The organism is Burkholderia sp. 28_3, assembly GCF_003253915.1.
In the GTDB taxonomy this organism is placed as follows: domain Bacteria; phylum Pseudomonadota; class Gammaproteobacteria; order Burkholderiales; family Burkholderiaceae; genus Burkholderia; species Burkholderia cenocepacia.
Map to the genome: position 1 here is coordinate 78550 of NZ_QKZF01000021.1, position 18836 is coordinate 97385.

11 protein-coding genes are annotated in these 18836 nt (G+C 67.7%); 3 read left to right on the plus strand and 8 right to left on the minus strand.

What is annotated here, in order from left to right:
* Positions 1–17: 17 nt before the first annotated feature.
* A complete protein-coding gene (locus DFS13_RS31385) occupies positions 18–4208 on the minus strand; it encodes a YadA-like family protein (RefSeq protein ID WP_111442552.1) in 4191 nt (1396 codons plus the stop codon).
* Positions 4209–4716: 508 nt separating this feature from the next.
* On the opposite strand from DFS13_RS31385, the gene DFS13_RS31395 reads away from it, so the two are divergent.
* Positions 4717–5625, plus strand: a complete 909-nt coding sequence (locus DFS13_RS31395; RefSeq protein ID WP_006488912.1) for a LysR family transcriptional regulator — start codon at positions 4717–4719, stop codon at positions 5623–5625.
* Positions 5626–5644: 19 nt separating this feature from the next.
* On the opposite strand, the gene potE is transcribed toward DFS13_RS31395, so the two are convergent.
* A complete protein-coding gene (potE, locus tag DFS13_RS31400; RefSeq protein ID WP_058902923.1) occupies positions 5645–7030 on the minus strand; it encodes a putrescine-ornithine antiporter in 1386 nt (461 codons plus the stop codon).
* Positions 7031–7091: 61 nt separating this feature from the next.
* Complete coding sequence (locus tag DFS13_RS31405) at positions 7092–9392, minus strand: Orn/Lys/Arg decarboxylase N-terminal domain-containing protein (protein WP_006488824.1); 2301 nt, start codon at positions 9390–9392, stop codon at positions 7092–7094.
* Positions 9393–9897: 505 nt separating this feature from the next.
* Here DFS13_RS31405 and DFS13_RS31415 point away from each other — a divergent pair.
* Together DFS13_RS31415 and DFS13_RS31420 are read left to right on the plus strand one after the other, a co-directional pair.
* Positions 9898–12078 (plus strand): ornithine decarboxylase, encoded by a 2181-nt coding sequence (locus tag DFS13_RS31415; RefSeq protein ID WP_111442553.1) that lies wholly within the window; start codon positions 9898–9900, stop codon positions 12076–12078.
* A gap of 221 nt (positions 12079–12299) precedes the next feature.
* The gene (locus DFS13_RS31420) at positions 12300–13463 is read left to right on the plus strand and encodes an MFS transporter (protein WP_111442554.1); all 1164 of its coding nucleotides are present in this window, start codon (positions 12300–12302) and stop codon (positions 13461–13463) included.
* A 35-nt stretch (positions 13464–13498) separates the two neighbouring features.
* Here the strand turns inward: DFS13_RS31420 and DFS13_RS31425 are convergent, their stop codons facing one another.
* From DFS13_RS31425 to DFS13_RS31445, 5 genes are read right to left on the minus strand one after another with little or no spacing between them, the layout of a single operon-like run.
* Positions 13499–14656: an iron-containing alcohol dehydrogenase gene (locus tag DFS13_RS31425; protein WP_006495922.1), complete on the minus strand. Its 1158-nt coding sequence runs from the start codon at positions 14654–14656 to the stop codon at positions 13499–13501.
* Positions 14653–14988, minus strand: coding sequence for a putative quinol monooxygenase (locus tag DFS13_RS31430; RefSeq protein WP_034202541.1), 336 nt, complete (start codon positions 14986–14988; stop codon positions 14653–14655). The genes DFS13_RS31425 and DFS13_RS31430 overlap by 4 nt, the downstream gene beginning before the upstream one ends.
* Before the next feature lie 28 nt (positions 14989–15016).
* Positions 15017–15592, minus strand: a complete 576-nt coding sequence (locus DFS13_RS31435; RefSeq protein WP_006488888.1) for a glycerol-3-phosphate responsive antiterminator — start codon at positions 15590–15592, stop codon at positions 15017–15019.
* A gap of 5 nt (positions 15593–15597) precedes the next feature.
* Positions 15598–17160, minus strand: coding sequence for an FAD-binding oxidoreductase (locus tag DFS13_RS31440; protein ID WP_111442555.1), 1563 nt, complete (start codon positions 17158–17160; stop codon positions 15598–15600).
* Positions 17157–18836, minus strand: coding sequence for a glycerol-3-phosphate dehydrogenase/oxidase (locus tag DFS13_RS31445; RefSeq protein WP_006492899.1), 1680 nt, complete (start codon positions 18834–18836; stop codon positions 17157–17159). Before DFS13_RS31445 ends, DFS13_RS31440 begins: the two co-directional genes overlap by 4 nt.

Genomic DNA, 18836 nt, shown 5'->3' on the forward strand with positions numbered 1-18836 from the left:
TTTCATGAGGCGGGCGCTCACCACTGGTAACCGACGCCGACCGATGCGCCGAGGTCACCACGCGATGTACTGCTCGCGGAGCCCTTCAGCACCCAGTTGCCGTTGTCGGACACGGTGGACAGGCCGAGCGCGACACCGCTTTCGCCGCGCCACGCACCACCGCCGAGCGCGACCATGCTCTTGCCAGGCAGATACGCCTGCGGCAAGCTGGCCATCGCCATCGCCGCGGCAACGCCCGCGGTCAACCGGTGATCCAGACTCTGCATGTCGCTGCGCACGCCCGCGATCTGGCTCCCGAGGCCATGTTCCATCGCGCGCAACTGGTTGACGTTGACCGCATCGGTGCCGGCCGTGCCGGGCGCAACGTTGACGATCTGGCGTTCGCGACCGGTCGCGCCCATCGACACCGCGTTGTCGCGGCTGCCGTCGGAACCCGCACCCAGCGCGACCGAATTGCTGCCCGACGCCTTCGCACCGTTACCGATCGCCGTCGAATTGCTGCCCGTCGCGCTCGCCTGGTTGCCGAGCGCCGTGCTGTTCGCACCCGACGCGACGGCACCCGCGCCGCCGGCTACCGCGTTGCTGCCACTTGCGGCAGGTGCGACCGGCGTTTGGTCCTGGCTGACCTGGAACATGCCGCCCGCGCCGTTCTTCACGCGGGTCACGTCGCCTTCGACATTCGTCATCCGGTCGCCGAGCTTCCGTACGTCGTCGCCGACGTTCACGACATCGCCGGCCACCTTCTGCACCTGCTGATCGGTGTAGTCCTTTGCTTCCTTGACGGCACCGTCGAGCTGGCGCACGTTCACCGCGTCGGTCGCTTCGCGGCCGTCGGCCACGTTGCTGACCGTACGCTCGGCACCCGGTGCGCCGACCGACACCGTGCCGGCCGTGCTGTTCTGCGCCCCGGAGTATTTGCCGGCGTACTGCTCCGCGCCGCGATCGGCGACGGAGCCCGCGCCCAGTGCGACATCGCCGTCCTTGCCTGCGACCGCGCCGTTACCGACCGCGACCGAATCGACGCCGCTGGCGGTCGCCGCCGGCCCCATCGCCGCGCTGCCCACGCCGTTCGCCTGCGAGTCGGGCAGCGGCGCCGTGCCGCCGTTCGCGTGGAAGTACTTGATGCCGCCGCCGTTCGCGATGGTGTCGACCTGGTCGCCGAGCCGCGTCACGTTCCGGTTCGTCTCGTACAGTTGCGAACCGTTGACCGCATCCGTACTGGTCGCCGACAGTTCGCCGGCCGCGACGTTCGTGATTGCCGCCGGCGCGCCGCCCGGGTTCATCGTCACGTGCGTGTAGTCGATCGTGCCGTCCGGGTTGCGGTCGTACTTCACCGCGCCCGCGCTCCAGTCGACGACGCTCGCCTGCAGCGACTTCAACTGGCTGACGTTGACGGCATCGGTATCGCCGGCGCCGGCCGCGACGTTCGTGATCCGGCGCGCCGCACCGCTGCTGCCGATGCTCAGTTCGCCGACCGGATTCATGCCGGCCAGCGTACCCGTGCCCGGGTTGTACGCGGCATTGCCGAGTGTCGCGCCGTCCGCGATCGCATTGGCGCCCAGCGCGACACTGCCGCCATGGCTCGCCGTCGCCTGACGGCCCAGCGCCAGCGCGTCGTCGGCGCTGGCGGTTGCCGCATAACCGACGGCCGTGCTGCCAGGGGCTTGCGCAAACGCGTCAGTCTGCGCAAGGCCCGCTTCGTTCGTACGTACATAGCGGATACCCGTCCCGTTCTGGTCGGTGTAAGACTGGCTCGTATCACCGGCGATGTGGTTCAGCGTGTCGCCCAGCTTCGTCACGTTTCCATTCGTTTCGTTGAGCTGCGAGCCGTTCACGGCGTCGGTACTGTTCGCAGACACGTCACCTTGCGCCACGTTCGTGATCTTCGTGCCACCGGTCTTGCCGCCGTCCGTCGAGGCCGGGCCGTCGAGCGTGATCTGCGTCTTCGGATCGCCCGGGCTGCCGTCGTACTTCACCGCGCGGTCGCTCACGTTGCCGACGCTCGTTTCCACCGACTTCAACTGGCTTACGTTCACGGCGTCGGTATCGACCGAGCCCGCGGCCACGTTCGTGATCCGGCGTTCCGCGCCACCGCTGCCGATGCTCACTTCGCCAACCGGGTTCGTCCCCGCGAGCGGGCCGGTGCCCGGGTTGTATGCCGCGTTTCCGAGCGTGCTGCCATTCGCGATCGAATTGGCGCCGAGCGCGACGCTGCCTGCATGCGAGGCCGTCGCCTCGCGACCCAGCGCCAGCGCGTTGTCCGCGCTTGCGGTCGCCGAGTAGCCGACGGCCGTGCTGCCCGGCGCCTGTGCGAACGCATCGGTCTGCGCGAGACCCGCTTCGTTCGTCCTCGCGTAACGAATGCCTGTCCCGTTCCGGTCCGTGTATGACTGGCTCGTATCGCCGGCGATATGGTTCAGCGTATCGCCTAGCCTCGTTACGTTCTGGTTCGTGTCGTAGAGCTGCGAACCGTTCACCGCATCGGTGCTGTTCGCCGACACGTCGCCCGCCGCCACGTTCGTGACCTTCGTTGCCGTGCCTCCCGGGTTCATCGTCACGCTGTTGTAGTTGATCGAGCCGTCGGGGTTCGTGTCGTACTTCACCGCCTGGTCACTCGCCTGCCGAAGCTTCTGGTTCGTGTCGTTCAGCTGCGCGCCGTTCACCGCGTCGGTGCTGGTCGGCGACACGTCGCCGGGTGCGACGCTCGTGATCTTCTGGCCGGCCATGTTCAGCCCCGACCCCGACAGCACCGGGCCGCCGTTGTCGATCCCCACGCTCGTGAACGTCGGCGTGTCGCTCGTCGCGACCGTGATCGTCGAACCGTTCTGCGTCAGCGCGATGTTCTTGCCCCCGTCGACCGTCATCGTCGCGCCCGGCCGGATCGCCGCCACCGACGTACCGCTCGCATTCCCGCTCGTCGTCACGTTCCAGCCTTCGTTCAGCGCGTTGATCGCGTCGCTGATCGTCGTCTGCCGGCCGCCCGCGATGTTGTACGTCGGGCTCGTCACCTTGCCCGTCGCGGGGTCGTACGACGCACCGCCGCCCATCGCCGACGCCGTGCTGTCGCCGAGGTTGTTGACGGTCTGGTTCGTCTGGTTCAGCTGCGCGCCGTTGACTGCATCGGTGCTCGTCGACGACACGTCGCCAGCCGCGACATTGGCCAGCTTCGACGGCGAACCGCCCGGGTTCAGCGTCACGCTGTTGTAGTTGACCGACCCGTCCGCGTTCGTGTCGTATTTGACCGCACGGTCCGACACCGCGGTCAACTGGTTCACGTTCACCGCATCGGTCGCGGCCGTCCCGCCGGCGACGTTCTTGATCTGGCGTTCGCTGCCCGCGCTGCCGACCGACACCGCACCGGTCGACGCAATCGCGTCGCCACTGAACTTCGCGGGGCCCGCCGCATTCGCCGCGCCGACGCTGTTCGAGCCGAGCGCGATGCTGTCGTCGACGCCGGTCACGGCGCCCGCCCCGAGCGACACCGAGTTCGCCCCGCTCGCACGCGTTTGCGTGGCCGGGTTGTAGTTCGCGCCGTTCGACACACCGTCGTTGCCGGCCGCCCGCGAATCGGATGCGCCAATCGCGATCGACCGATAGCCGTCCGCCAGCGCCGAGTGCCCCATCGCAATGCCGCTCTCGCCCTTCGCATACGCGACGTTGCCGAGCGCCATCGAATAATCGCCGCTTGCCGCGGATTGCCGGCCGACCGCGATACTCGTGTTACCGCTCGACAGCGCAACCGGGCCGATCGCCACGCCCGAATTGCCCTGCACCGCTGCGGCGCCGACGCCCAACGCCACGCCACCCTGCGCGGCGCTCGCGCGATCGCCGACCGCGACGCCCGCCGTCTGCGCGGACGCATTGTTGCCGACCGCCGTCGAACAGCCGTTGGTCAACACGTAGGTGCCGCCACCCGACGACGTGTTACCCGGATTTTTCCGGTCGACGAAATTCTGGCCGCAACTCTGGTCGACCGTTGCCGTTTTGCCCGACGGCGCATTGTTGGCTCCGCCCGATACGACCGTCTGTGCCAATGCATCGGGCCCCGTCACGGCGAAACCGGTCGCGGCCACGCCCAGCGCCAGCAACCCGCGCGACACCTGGCGACGTGCGCTGCGCGCCGGCTTGCCGCACACGGCGGCATGCTCGTGAACCGCGATCCAAGCGCGGATCGTTTCATTCCAGATTGTTTTGTATATCTTGTTCATAGCGGTTTTATAGGTGCCGACGCAACTGATCAGTAATGCGTATCAACTTGTCGTTGCGGACGCGAAATCGGGCGGTCGGGAGAAACCGAAACAGATTGACGGGCCGGACGTCCGGCGCGCTGTCGCCGGACACAGTTGCGACGCCGGACGGGCCCGTCGGGAGAAAAGACATCGATGCGACGCATCGGGTCATGCCGTACATCAACCAGAACCTGTCGAAACGGACAGATCGCGGCGAAGGTTACGGTGCGTCAGGGCTTGGCGGTAGCTTGTCGAACCGATATCCAATATCGGCACAACGCACATCCCTCGCGGAATGGCGCTTTAGTACCATCTTTCGATTGAAAAACGGATCGATATGCGAAATATTTTCCGGCTGGTTGTGAATACGTTGTATTTACCGGAAGACTCATCGCATGCAGAGCGCATTACACGCAATCCGAGAATGAATCGTAGAATTTCGGTGTGGATTATAGGCCGATTTTAATCAGATAAGAGGCGTAATTTCATGGATTTGTTGGCGACGATGCGGATCTACGTCAGAGTCGTAGAGCGCGGGACGATGTCTGGCGCGGCGCGGGATCTCGACATGGGCCAGCCGGCCGTCAGCGAGCGCATCGACAAGCTCGAGAAATTTCTCGGCACCCGGCTGCTGATGCGCAGCGCGCGCACGCTCAATTGCACGGAAGAAGGCCGCATCTTCTATGCGCGCAGCAAGGAGTTGCTCGAAGCGGCGGAAGATACGATTGCCGCGGTATCGAAAACCGAGAACACGCTCGTCGGCACGATCCGGCTCGCGGCGGCGCAATGCTTCGGCGAGGTCGTGATGCCGCAGGCGCTGATGCAGATCCGCACGGCCTACCCGCGGCTTCACATCGACCTGGTGCTGAACGACAACATCGTCGATCCGGTCACGGAAGGCGTCGACATTTCGATGCGTCTCGGCCAGCTCGGCGACGGCGGGTTCGTCGCGCATCCGATCGGCGAAGTCGGCCGCGTGCTCGTGGCCGCACCGTCGTATCTCGACCGGTTCGGTCCGATCGAAACGAAGAGCGACCTCGCGAGCCATCCGTTCATTCGCGTGAAAGGCATCTTCGCAAACGAGCAACTGCCGTTGCAGGACGAAGACAAGACCGTCGAATACGCCCGGATCCAGACGGTGATGACGACGAGCCACTGGCGCCCGATGTTCGATACGATCGTCGCCGGCGGCGGCATCGGCGTGGTCCAGTTACCGGCCTGCATCACCGCATTCCAGCAGGGAAAGCTCGTGGAGATCCTGCCGCGCTACACGATCCCCGACTATGCGCTCAATGCGCTCGTGCAGGCGCAGCGCCCGCTGCCGCCACGCGTGCGCGCCGTCGTCGACCTGCTGAAGAAGGAAGTTCCGCTGCTGCTGACGAAGCATCGCCGGTAGTCACCGCCCTGCGCCGCCATCACGCCTGCAGCGACTTCCCCGGCTCCTTCACGTGCGCATCGACTTCCATCTGGTAAAAGCGCGCGCTGACGAAGCCGAACAGCGTCCAGCCGAGGAACACGCACAGGCCGCCGAGCATCAGCGCCTGCTCGCCCGAACTGAACAGCGCATAGAAGCTGTACGCGGTCGCGACCATCGCGACCACGTTCGTCACGAGCGCCTTGCCCGGCGGTACCTTCGCGACCTTCTGGATCGTGATCAGCGCGGCCATCGACATCACGTAAGGTACGAGGTTCGTGACGACCGCGAGATCGACGATCTTCTGGAACTGGCTGCTCAGCTCCGGGCTGATCGTCATCAGCGCGAGCGCGACCTGTGCGACCAGCAGGATCACCATGCCCACGATCGGCGTGCCCGTGCGCGTGGCACGTGCGAACACCGGCAGGAAGTAGCCGACGTCCGCCGAGCTCTTGAACACCTGCGCGACCGTAAACTGCCAGCCGAGCAGCGAGCCGATGCACGCGATCACCATCAGCGCGGTGACGATCGTGCCGACGGTCGGCGTGAACATCGTCGCGAATGCGATGCCGAACGGCGCGTTCGACTTCGCGAGGATCGCGTTGGGCACGATCCCCGCGATCACGTTGGTCGACACGATGTAGAAGATCGCCGACGCGATCGTGCCGCCGAGCACGGCGATCGGCACGTTGCGCTCCGGATTCTCCACGGCGTCCGAGTTCGCGCACGCCGATTCGAGCCCGAGGAACGCCCACAGCGTCACCGCGATCGAGCTGCCGACGGCCGCCCCGAACGGCATGTCGTGCGGATTCCACGCGGCGCCCCAGGTCGCCCCGCTGAACCAGAACCAGCCGATCAGCGACACGACGACCACCGGAATGATCACGCCCCACACCGTCACCGCACCGATCCGGCCGGTGATGCGCGAGCCGCCGAAATTCGCGACCGTCGTCAGCACGAGCAGGAAGATCGTCCACAGGCCCGTCTGCAGCGGCGACAGCGTCGCGTCGAACAGCACGGTGCCGTAGCCGACCGCCGTGACGCCGATCGCGACGTTGGCGATCACGAGCGACAGCCCGTACGTATAGTTCGCCATGTAGTTGCCGGCCTTGCCGAACGCGTACTCCGCGTAGCCGCCCATCCCGCCCGGCTTGCGGCTCAGCATCCCGCAGCGCGCGAACGCATAGGCCAGCGCGAGCGAACCGCCGGCCGTGACGATCCACGACAGCAGCGAGATCGTGCCGACCTGCGCGAGCTTCGACGGCAGCAGGATGATGCCGGAGCCCATCATGTTGACCGCCGTGAGAATGGTGAGCTGCCAGACGTTCATCCGGTGTTTCTGCGCGGCCGCCGGGGCCGCGTCGGACACGCGTGCTGCATTTTCCATGGTGTCGATCCTTCGATGTGAGGCCGCCGCGCGGCCGGTCGCTCGTTCGCCCGGTCGGGCGTCAGGCCGTCAGGCAGTACACGCGGTACGTACCGTCCTCGACCTCCACGCCGTGCGTGTCGTGCGCGAATCCCGGGAACCGCCGGTCGTACGCTTCGAGCGCCTTCAGGTAGCCGAGCACCGGACCGCCAGCCGGCCCCGCGTTCTCGCCCGGCATCAGGAGCGGAATGCCCGGCGGATACGGCACGACGCCGGTGGCCACGGTACGCCCGGCCAGCTCGTCGAGCGTCACCTGCTCGATGCGACCCTGCACGAGATGCTCGTACGCGCGCACCGGGCTCATCTCCGGCTTCGGCAGGATCGAGAACGCCTCCGACATCAGCCGCGTCGTGCCGAGCTGCTCCATCGCCGCGAACATCGTGTCGGCCAGGTCCTTCAGCCCCATGCCCGCATAGCGCGAGCCATACTCCTTCGCGAGCGACGGAATCGCCAGGTCGAGCGGCAGGTTCGCGTCGTAGTCGCGCTTGAAATCGCACAGCGCGCTGACGAGCGAACCCCACTTGCCCTTCGTGATGCCGATCGAGAACAGGAACAGGATCGTGAAATCGGTCGTCTTCTCGACCACGATGCCGCGCGCATCGAGATACGCGGTGACGACGCTCGCCGGGATGCCGACCGGCATCAGGCCGCCGGCCGGCGCGACGCCCGGCGTGACGATCGACACCTTGATCGGGTCGAGCATGCAATAGCCGTCCTCGATGTTGCCGAAGCCATGCCATTGCGCGCCCGGGCGCAGCACCCAGCACGCCGGGTCGCTCGCGAGCAGTTCGGGCGGCGCATCGTGGAACGGCAGCGTGCGGCCCGTGCGCGCCTCGAGCACGGTGTCGGGCTGCCAGCATTCGAAGAACCAGTCGCCCTTCGCGCCGAATTCGCCGTTCATCCGCGCGATCATCTGCCGGAACGCGACGGCCTCTTCGATCGACTCGCGCGTCAGCGCGGCGCCGCCGGGGCCGTCCATCATCGCGGCCGCGACGTCGTTCGACGCGATGATCGCGTAGTTCGGCGACGTCGACGCATGCATCATGAACGTTTCGTTGAACTGGCCATGCGGAATCGGGCTGCGGCCGTCGCGCACGTGGATGTAGGACGCCTGCGACAGCGCGGTCAGCAGCTTGTGCGTCGACTGCGTCGCGAACACCGTGGGCCGGTCCGCATGATGGTCGCGCGGGTCGCCGTGCATCGCATGGCGGTCGCGATAGATCGGGTTGAAACGCGCGTAGCCGTACCACGCCTCGTCGAAGTGCAGCCGGTCGACGCTCGCGCCGAGCAGCTCCTCGACGCGCGTCACGTTGTAGCAGAGGCCGTCGTACGTCGAGTTCGTGACGATCGCGTGCTTCGGCTGGCGATCGGCCAGCCCGGCCGCGAGCGGGTTCGATGCGATCGCCTCGCGGATCGCCGTCTGCGTGAGGCGCTCCGAGGCGATCGGTCCGATGATCCCGTAGCGGTTGCGCGTCGGCACGAGGTACGTCGGGATCGCGCCCGACATCGTCATCGCGTGCTCGGCCGACTTGTGGCAATTGCGGTCGCACAGCGCGATCTGGTCGCGGCTCACGCTCGCCATCAGGATGATGCGGTTCGACGTCGACGAGCCGTTCGTCACGTGATACGTGCGATGCGCGCCGAACACGCGCGCCGCGTAGCGTTCGCTTTCGCCGATCGGGCCCGAGTGGTCGAGCAGCGAGCCGAGCTCGCCCACCGAGATCGACAAGTCCGAGCGGAACAGCGATTCGCCGAAATATTCGAAGAACGCGCGGCCGACCGGCGATTTCAGGAAGCCGGTGCCGCCCGTGTGGCCGGGCGTATGCCACGAGTATTCGTACACGCGCGAGAACTTCGCGAGCGCGCCGAACATCGGCGGCAGGACGGTCGAGCGATAGCGTTCGATCGCCGCGTGAATGCGCCCGCCGATGAAGTCGGCCGTATCCTCGAGCAGCCACACGAAATCGTCGACCTTGCCCATCACCGCGGCCGGTACCGACGACGCGACGCTGCGGTCGGCCAGCAGGAAGATCGGCACGCTGCCGTTGCGATGCCGGATCGCGTCGACCACGGCCTCGGACGGCCCGTGGCCGTCCACGCCGAGATCCCAGTCGAGCAGCACGCACTGGATCGACGGATCGGAGCGGAGCAGCACGATGGCATCGTCGGCGGACGTCGCCGTCAGCACGTCAATACCGCGTTGCGCGAGCTCCGCGCTCAGCGTGCGGACCGCACGCCCGGTCGCGGTTTCCTGCGCGATCTCGTCGTCGACCAGTAGCGCACGCATGCCGAGACGGCGGATGCCGCCGACAGAAGTATTCATGATGTTGCCCTCGCTGTTGCGTTGCTTCGATTGGTATTGTTCGTCTCACGAGCACGCGGACAGCAGGCCACGGGCAGCGGCATGAGACGCTCGCCATTCCGGCTTGATTCGCCGTCCAATTCGGAGCCGACTATGCCATGGATGCCTTTCGATGAAAAGCTGACGATTCGGTGAAACCATCGACGCGTTTCAAATCGGATTTCATCATTGGATCATTTTTATGTGCGCCGCAGCACGCCAATTTCCGATTATTTGATCATGCTCATGCCGCAATGGCATTTCGATCCGGTCCGATTGAGTTCGTATGTTTTTGTTGCTACGATCGGCTGCGCCGGGCACGGCCCGATCGCGGCTGTGCCGCGCCGCACAAGGGTCCTGATGCAGTGCGCAATCGGCAATCGGCATTCGCGGGACCGTTTTCAATCGGCTGTAGCGCGTATCGGTTCGCGATTGCGTCCTGGCGCGAATACGGCTCCCGTTTCAGGTCATTTACCGGAGAGTTCGCGTGAGCCTGTTGAAAATCGCAGTCGAGCCGGCGCTGATCGGCGCCTTCCTCACCACGCACGAACAGGTCGACGTATTCCAGACCGATTTCACGAATATCGCGGCAATCGTCGTCGGAATCGATTCCGCGGAAAAGGTACTGAAAACCGTCGAAAGAACCGGTTTCGCGATTCCGTTCTTCGTCGCGGTCGAGCCCGACCAGGAAGTGCCGCCGTCGGTCCTGCCGAGCGCGAGCGGCGTGATCCAGCTTCGGCACGGCGGCCGCCATTACTACGGCCGGCAGATTTCCGCCGCCGCCGACATCTACAGCGAGAACCTGCTGCCGCCGTTCTTCAAGGTCATGCGCGAATACGTGCAGCGCGGCTACGTCGAATTCGACTGCCCGGGTCACCAGGGCGGCCAGTTCTTCTCGAATCATCCGCTCGGCCGGATGTTCTTCGATTTCTTCGGCGAAACGCTGTTTCGCGCGGACCTCTGCAACGCGGACGTGCGGCTCGGCGACCTGCTGATCCACGAAGGGCCCGCGCTGGAAGCGCAGCGCAACGCCGCGCGCATCTACAACGCGGACAAGACATACTTCGTGCTGAACGGCACGTCGACGTCGAACAAGGTCGTCACGAGCGCGCTGCTCGCGCCCGACGATCTCGTGCTGTTCGATCGCAACAACCACAAGTCGGTGCACCTCGGCGCGCTCGTGCTGTCCGGCGCGCGGCCGGTCTACCTCGAGACCGCGCGCAACGCGTGGGGCCTCATCGGCGGCGTCGACAGCGCGGCGCTCGGCGAGGCGCGCATTCGCGACGCGATCCGCGACGTCGCGCCCGAGCGCGCCGACCTGCCGCGCCCGTTCCGGCTCGCGGTGATCCAGCTCGGCACCTACGACGGCACGATCTACAACGCGCGCGAAATCGTCGACCGGGTCGGCCATCTGTGCGACTACATCCTGTTCGATTCGGCGTGGGTCGGCTACGAACAGTTCATCCCGATGATGCAGGACTGCTCGCCGCTGATGCTGACGCTCGGCCCCGACGATCCCGGCATCTTCGTCACGCAATCGGTGCACAAGCAGCAGGCCGGCTTCTCGCAGACGTCGCAGATTCACAAGAAGGACAGCCACATCGAGGGCCAGAAGCGCTTCTGCGATCACCGGCGCCTCAACAACGCGTACATGATCCACGCGTCGACGAGCCCGTTCTACCCGATGTTCGCGGCGCTCGACGTCAACGCGCAGATGCACGCGGGCCCGGCCGGCAAGCGCCTGTGGCGCGACTGCGTCGCGCACGGCGTCGACGCGCGCAAGCTGCTGCTGAAAACCTGCCGCCAGATCCGCCCGTTCGTCCCGCAGCAGGTCGACGGCCGCCCGTGGGCCGACCATCCGACCGAGCAGATCGTCGACGACCTGCGCTTCTTCCGCTTCCATCCGGCCGACACGTGGCACGGCTTCGATGGCTATGCGGACGACCAGTATTTCGTCGATCCGTGCAAGCTGCTGCTGACGACGCCCGGCATCGATCGCGACACGCACGAATACGCGGCGTTCGGCGCGCCGGCGCCGATTCTCGCGCGCTATCTGCGCGAGCACGGCGTCGTGCCCGAGAAGGCCGACCTGTACACGATCCTGTTCCTGCTCACGCCATCGGAGAGTTTCGGCAAGCTGCAGCATCTGGTCGCGCACCTCGCGCAGTTCGAGCGCCATCTCGACCAGGACACGCCGCTGCGCGAAGCGATTCCGTCGCTGTGCGAAGCGTATCCGGAGCTGTACGGCACGATGCGCCTGCGGCAGCTGTGCCAGCGCATGCACGACTTCTACCGCAGCCACGACATGAAGCATCTGCAGAAACAGATGTTCCGGCGCGCGCAGTTCCCGAAGCAGGCGATGCTGCCGCAGGCCGCGAATGCCGAGCTGATCCGCAACAACGTCGAACTCGTGACGCTCGACCGCATCGAAGGCCGGATCGCGACCGAAGGCGCGCTGCCCTACCCGCCGGGCATCTTCTGCGTGGTGCCGGGCGAAGTGTGGGGCGGCCCGGCGCTCGACTACTTCCGCGCGCTCGAAGCCGGGATCAACGCACTGCCGGGCTTCGAGCCGGAAATCCAGGGCGTGTACCTGCAGACGAAGCCGGACGGCACCAAGCAGGCATCGGCGTACGTGGTCGCGGCCGGCGCGGACGCGTCGCGCATGTAGGTCCGGTGGGCGGCTGCACGCCGCCCGCCGTCTGTTCCGGAGACGACCGCCCGGTGCCGCGACGGCCGCGCACCGGCACTTGCGCATGGTCCGACCGTGCGGTACCGTCCTCCTTTCCGGGATAACCGAAGCCTCGCCTCGAAACCCATCCGTCGATTCGATCCGATGCGGCCCCGCCCCCGCCCGGCGCCGTCGCATCGCGCGTACAGGAGGGGTTTGCGTTGGACGTTCGCGTGTATCTGCTGGCCGCCGCCGTGTTCCTGGCCGGCGTTGCCGAAAACATCTGCGTCGGCATCCTGCCGACGATCTCCGTCGGCCTTCACGTGTCGATCGCCGCTGCCGGACAGCTCACCACGATATTCTCCGCCGTGTTCGCGCTCGCCGCGCTCGTGGCCGCCTCGTTCGTCGCACGGGTCGAACGGCGCACCGCGCTGCTCGCGGCGCTCGGCGCGTTCGCGGCCGCGAACCTGGGCGCCGCCGCGAGCCCCGGCTATGCGAGCCTGTTTGCCGCGCGCGTGCTGATGGCCGCGAGCTGCGCGACGCTGATCCTCGTCGCGACGCGCTTCGCGGCCGAACTCGCGCCGGCGTCGCAACGCGGCCGCGCGATCGGCATCGTGTTCATGGGGATCAGCGCGTCGCTCGTGCTCGGCGTGCCGATCGGGATGCGCATCACCGAATGGGCCGGCTGGCGCGCGGTGTTCGTGTCGATCGCGATGCCGGCGCTGCCGCTCGGAATCTGGCTCGCCCGCCGGCTGCCGCGCATGGCGCCTGCCGCGGCCCGCGCCTCCGGCGTGCCGTCGTATCGCGCCGTGCTGGCGCGGCCGCGGCTGCTCGCCGCGCAATGCGTATCGATCGCGATGATCGGCGGGCATTTCACGCTGTTCGCCTATCTCACGCCATATCTGCAGGCCGTGCTGTCGCCCGGCGCGGCCGCGCTCGAAGGGCTGTACGTCGCGTTCGGGATGGCCGGCGTGACCGGCGCGTGGCTCGGCGGGCTCTTCTCGGATCGGCTCGGCGCTTCGCGCGCGCTTTGCGCATGCCCGGCCGTGTTTCTCGTCGCGATGGCCGTGCTGCCGGCGGCCGGTGCGTCGCCGCTCGCATTCGTGCCGGCAATGATGCTGTGGGGCGGCATCAGCTGGTCGATCTCGCCGATCGTGCAGAACTATCTGATCCACACCGCGCCGTCGCTGGCCGACGCGAGCGTCGGCATCAACGTGTCGGCGATGCATGCGGGTGTCGCGCTCGGGTCGGCGTTCGGCGGCGTACTGGTCGGGCGCAATGCACTGCTCGTTACACCGTGGGCCGGCTGCGTGCTGGTGGCCGTCGCGCTGGCATGCGCGTGGGTCACGGCACGGCCCGCGCGGCAGATCGTGCGCGCGTCGTGAATCGTGCCGGGCGATGTGCTGCACCGCCCGCCGTCTCACCACGCCTGCCGGTAAATCTCCAGCGCGTCTGCCTCGGTCACCTCGCGCGGATTGTTCACGAGCAGGCGCGTCTGCAGCATCGCGTCCGACGCCATCCTCGGCAGATCGGCCTCGCCGATGCCGACTTCGCGCAGCGTGCGCGGAATGCCCGTCGCGACGATCAGCCGGTCGATCTCGGCGATCAGCGCATGCGTTTTCGCCTCGTCGCTGCCGGTGGCCGACGGCGCGACGATGGCTGCCAGTTCCGCATACAGCGGCGCGGCGGCCGGCGCATTGAAGCGCAGCACGTGCGGCAGCACCAGCGCGTTCGACAGCCCGTGCGGCACGTGGAAGATCCCGCCGACCGGATAGGCCAGCGCGTGCACGGCCGCGACCGGCGCATTCGCGAACGCCTGCCCCGCGAACATCGCGCCGACCAGCATCGCTTCGCGCGCGTGCCGGTTCCGGCCGTCGTCGCACGCGGCAAGCAGGTTGCGCGACAGCAGCGTCAGCGCGTGCGTGGCCAGCATGTCGGAGACCGGATTCTTCAGCCGTGCGGACGTATACGCCTCGATCGCATGCACCATCGCGTCGATGCCGGTGGCGGCCGTCGCCGCGCGCGGCAGGCCGAGCGTGAGTTCCGCGTCGAGGATCGCGACGTCCGCGAACAGATGCGGCGACACGACGCCCATCTTGCGCGCCTCGCCGACCGTGACGATCGACACCGCCGTGACCTCGGAGCCGGTGCCGGCCGTGGTCGGCATCTGCACGAGCGGCAGCCGCGCGCTCGCGACCTTGTCGACGCCGTACATGTCGGCCAGCGCCTGCTGCCCCGGCGCGAGCACCGCGATCAGCTTCGCGACGTCCATCGACGAGCCGCCGCCCAGGCCGAGCACGATCTCGGCATCGGCCGCGACGGCCCGCTCGGTCGCGTCCAGCACCACGTGCTCGGGCGGATCGGCGATCACGTCGTCGATCACGGTGACCTGCCAGCCGTGCGCGGCGAGGCTCTCCAGCGCGGGCGCGAGCACGCCGCTGCGATGCAGGAACGCATCGGTGACGACGCACAGCCGCGCGAGCGCCGGAAAGCGTTCGCGCAACAGCGCGCCGAGCCGGCGCGCAGCGCCGAATTCGACGATCTGCGTCGGCACGGTACGGAATTGAAACGGATTCATCGGGTGCCTCCCGGTGGCGTCGCCGTGCCGGTGTCCGGCTGCACCATGTAGCGCGACACGTCGCGGCGATCGAGCAACGGCATGATCGCCCCGATTCCGATCCGCTGAAAATGCGGCGTTTCCCGATGCGCGTCGAGGCCGTCCGCATCGCGGTAGCGCTCGAGGATCACGATGTGGTCGGGATGCTCCGGCGACCGGAAATACGCGTAGTCGAGGTTCTTGGGCTCGGCGCGCGTGGCCGGCGCGAGTTCCGCGAGCAGTTCGACCACGCGGTCGCCGTTGCCGGGTTTTGCGAAGTAATGCGCGATCACCTGCAGATAGGGTTCGTTCATGCTGGGCTCCAGGTTCGACACAAGCCCGTCACGCCGACGGGTCGAAATTCCACCACGCGCTGTCGCTCGTCGATACCGCGACCGCGCCGTGCCGCCGCGCGCTGCGCACGTCGTCCGCATTGCCGACGAATCCGGACGCGACGATCGGCGGCAGCGCCTGCCGGTCGGCTTCGCTCAGGTGCGCGAGCATCGGCGCCGGCATCAGCTGCACCAGGTTCGGATCGCTCTGCTCGATCGCCTTCACGCTGCGCGGCCACGTCGAACGGTCGGTCACGAACACCTTCTGCATCGTGATCAGCCCCGCGCGGTTCGCGCGCTGGATCGTCGCGACGCGCGTCGACACGACGCTCGCGACACCGATATCGGCCAGATACTCGACGCCGCCCTTGTCCTGGGACAGCCCGTCGCAACTGTCGATGTTGACGATCACGAACTTGCCGGCCCGGGCGAGCGCCGCGACCACCGCCTGCAAGCGCCGCAGGTCGACGTTCGCGACGATGCCGACCTCGGCCGCGCTGTCGACGAAGCTGTCGGCCTGCTCGACGCCGTACAGCGTGGCGATGACGGGATGACGGGCGAGACGCGCGCCCAGCGACTTGTCCATGACGTTTACCGGTCGACGTGCGGGCCGGTCTCGTCGCCGAGACCGAGCTTGCCGGGGTTGAGGATATGCTTCGGGTCGAGCGCGCGCTTCACCGCCCGCAGCACCGGAAACGCGGTGCCCAGCGAATCGCGCATGTACGGCGCACGCAACAGCCCGACACCGTGGTGATGGCTCAACGCCGCATTGTATTGGATCAGCACCGCGTTCGCCGCGTTCCACGCCGCGCGATACCACGCGGCCCGCTCGGCCACCGCGACGTCGCCGCGCAGCGAGAAATACAGGCACGCGCCGTCCGCGTACGCATGCGACTGGTGCGCGGACCCGGCCAGCGTGCCCGGCACCGCCTGCAACGCGGCCACCACGTCGCGATAGATCGCCGCGAGATCGCGCCAGCGGCCGCACATTTCCAGCGTGTCGGCGACGAAGCCCGGGCTGCGCTTGAAGCCTTCCGCGCTCTTGCCGGTCAGGTAGCGGGTGTCGAGCCACTTCTCGAAGATCGCGTCGCCATCGAGTTTGTGCCCGCTCGCGTCGCCGACGCGCGCGCCGATCGCCATCACCGCATCGACCATCTCCGGCGCGCCCTCGTCGGCGATCAGCAGCACGTTCGTGTCGGGCAGGCCGAACTGCACGCCGCTCTCGAGCGCGTCGTAGAGCCGAAGCGCCGCCGGATTCGCGCCGCGCTGCAGGATCTCGCGGCACGCGTCGAGGCCGGCCGCGAACGTGTCGAAGCCGTACGCGAGCGCACGGCCGTAGTCCGGCAGCCGATGCAGCTTCAGGCGCGCACGCACGATGATGCCGAGCATGCCTTCGCTGCCGATGAACAACTGCTGCAGGTCCGGGCCCACCGCCGCGCGCGAATACCCGCCCAGCGTGACGAGGCTGCCGTCCGCGAGCACCACGTCCATGCCGAACACCATGTCCTCGATCTTGCCGTAGCGCGTCGACAGTTGCCCCGCGCCGCGGCACGCGATCCAGCCGCCCACCGTGCTGATCCCGAACGACGACGGCCAGTGCCCCATCGTCAGCCCGTGCTCGCGCTGCAGCGTGGCCTCGAACACGTCGCCGAACATGCCGGCTTCGACGTCGACGATCTGGCTCTCGGCGTCGACGCCGACCAGCCGGTTCAACCCGCACACGTCGAGCACGATGCCGCCGCGCACCGGCAGCGCCGCACCCGTCACGTTGCTGCGGCCGGCCGACGCCGTGACCGGCAGCGTCGCCGCGTGTGCGATGCGCATCACGGCCTGCACCTGCTCGACCGTCGACACGCGCACGACGACCGCGTGCGGCGTCGCGGGCCGGCCGCCCGTCTCCGCGACCATCGACGCGGCCCACCAGTCGCGCGTCCACGCGACGACGTCGGCCGGCTGCACGAGCACCTCGTCGGCCACCGCGCGCAGCGCGTCGACCTGCTGCGGCGATACCGTGACCGGCGCCAGCTGCATGCCGGCCTCGACAGGCGCGCCGCCTGTCGCGGGCAGGTTCAGTGCGTAGGGCGGCGGCGTATGCGCGCCGACGACGTAGTTGCCGCGGTTGTAGCCGCGCTTGATGGCTTCCTTGCTGATCATCCGTTTTCTCCGATGAGGATGGCTTTTTCGAGTGCGACGGCGGCGACGTAGTCGCGCACCTGGCTGGCGACGGCCGCGTCGGACAAGCCGAGCTCCGCCTGAAGGATGGCGCCGACGCGCGGCGCGGCGCGTGCCGACGCGTCGCGCGCCATCAGCCGCGCGCGGGTGCGGCGCGACAGCACGTCGTCGACGCTGCGCGCGAATTCGTGGCGTACCGCATAGAGCACTTCCGCTTCGCTGTACGGCAGCCCTTCGACGATCGGCGCGAGCAGCGACGGCGTCGCATCGGCGAGGTCGCCGACGAAGCGCGCCTCGGTGCCGTAGCGTTCGCCGAGATGCGCGGCGAGCCCGCCCGATGCGACGATCGCCTGCGGGTCGTAGCCGGCCGCCCCGAGCAGGTACGCCGATTTCGTGCGGCAGCGCGTGCGGCGGCCGAGCAGCTTGCCGACCGTATCGATGGTCTGCTCGGCCATGTGCCGCGACGTCGTCAGCTTGCCGCCGACGATCGTCACGAGGCCGTCCGGCGCGACATGGATCTCGTGATTGCGTTTCATCTCGATCGTCTTGCCGCCGGGCGGCCCGACGAGCGGCCGGCATCCGGCGATGCTGCCGACCACGTCGTCCGCGCTCAGGTCGACTTTCAACGCGGAGCGCGCGCCTTCCAGCAGGAAATCGAGTTCCTGCCGCGTGCAGTGCACGTCGTCGAGATCGCCGTCGTAGTCCTCGTCGGTCGTGCCGAGATACGACACGTTGCCCCAGCGCGTGATCGTCGCGCGGCGGTTGCGGCCCGGCACGGGGATCGTCACCGTGCAGTCGTTGCGGATCTTCAGCCACGGAATCGCGACGTGCACGCCCTTCGCAGGCCGCACTTGCAATCCAGATGCGTCGCCCTTGCGTGCCCCGGTCCAGTCGCGCAGCCACACGCCGGTCGCCATCACCACCACGCGTGCCCGCACGCGCCGCTCGCGGCCGTCGGCGTGCACGATCGCGCCGTCGACCTTGCCGTGGCCGTCGCGCGTCAGTTCCACCACGCGTGCATGATTCGCCACCGCCGCGCCATGAAACGCGGCCGTGCGCACGAGGTTCAGCGTCAGGCGCGCATCGTCGACGCGCGCGTCGAAGTACAGGAAGCCGCCCGTCAGGTAGGTTTCGTTGAAGGTCGGGCAATGCGACAACACCTCGGCCTTGGTCAGCTTCTGGTGCAGGATGCCCTCGCGCCAGCCGCCGGCGATGTCGTAGGTCCACAGCAGGCTTTCGAAGGCTTTCGCGAGACGCCGGTCGAACACGCCTTCGCGCTCCATCACCGGGAACAGGAACGGCAGCCGCTGCACGAGATGGCGCGCGTTGCGCCGCAACCGCTGCCGCTCGAGCAGCGAATGGCGCACGAGCCCGAGATTGCCCTGCTCGATGTAGCGCAGTCCGCCGTGCACCATCTTCGACGATTTCGACGACGTGCCCGACGCGAAATCGCTCTTCTCGACGAGCGCGACGCGCAGCCCGCGCAGGCTCGCGTCGAACGCCGCGTAAGCGCCCGTCACGCCGCCGCCGACGATCAGTACGTCGAACGTATCCGTCTCGAGTCGCGCCAGATGCTCGTCGCGGTTCACGCGTAGCGGCTCCGTGGCCGTCATGCCGGCCCGGTCCGTGCGGGGTTTTCTGGATGGCAAAAACATCAT

What these genes read in the sequence shown, in the direction of transcription:
- DFS13_RS31385 (WP_111442552.1), bottom strand. Translation starts at nt 4,208, where the DNA reads ATGAACAAGATATACAAAACAATCTGGAATGAAACGATCCGCGCTTGG.
- DFS13_RS31395 (WP_006488912.1), top strand. Translation starts at nt 4,717, where the DNA reads ATGGATTTGTTGGCGACGATGCGGATCTACGTCAGAGTCGTAGAGCGC.
- potE (WP_058902923.1), bottom strand. Translation starts at nt 7,030, where the DNA reads ATGGAAAATGCAGCACGCGTGTCCGACGCGGCCCCGGCGGCCGCGCAG.
- DFS13_RS31405 (WP_006488824.1), bottom strand. Translation starts at nt 9,392, where the DNA reads ATGAATACTTCTGTCGGCGGCATCCGCCGTCTCGGCATGCGTGCGCTA.
- DFS13_RS31425 (WP_006495922.1), bottom strand. Translation starts at nt 14,656, where the DNA reads ATGAATCCGTTTCAATTCCGTACCGTGCCGACGCAGATCGTCGAATTC.
- DFS13_RS31430 (WP_034202541.1), bottom strand. Translation starts at nt 14,988, where the DNA reads ATGAACGAACCCTATCTGCAGGTGATCGCGCATTACTTCGCAAAACCC.
- DFS13_RS31435 (WP_006488888.1), bottom strand. Translation starts at nt 15,592, where the DNA reads ATGGACAAGTCGCTGGGCGCGCGTCTCGCCCGTCATCCCGTCATCGCC.
- DFS13_RS31440 (WP_111442555.1), bottom strand. Translation starts at nt 17,160, where the DNA reads ATGATCAGCAAGGAAGCCATCAAGCGCGGCTACAACCGCGGCAACTAC.
- DFS13_RS31445 (WP_006492899.1), bottom strand. Translation starts at nt 18,836, where the DNA reads ATGATGTTTTTGCCATCCAGAAAACCCCGCACGGACCGGGCCGGCATG.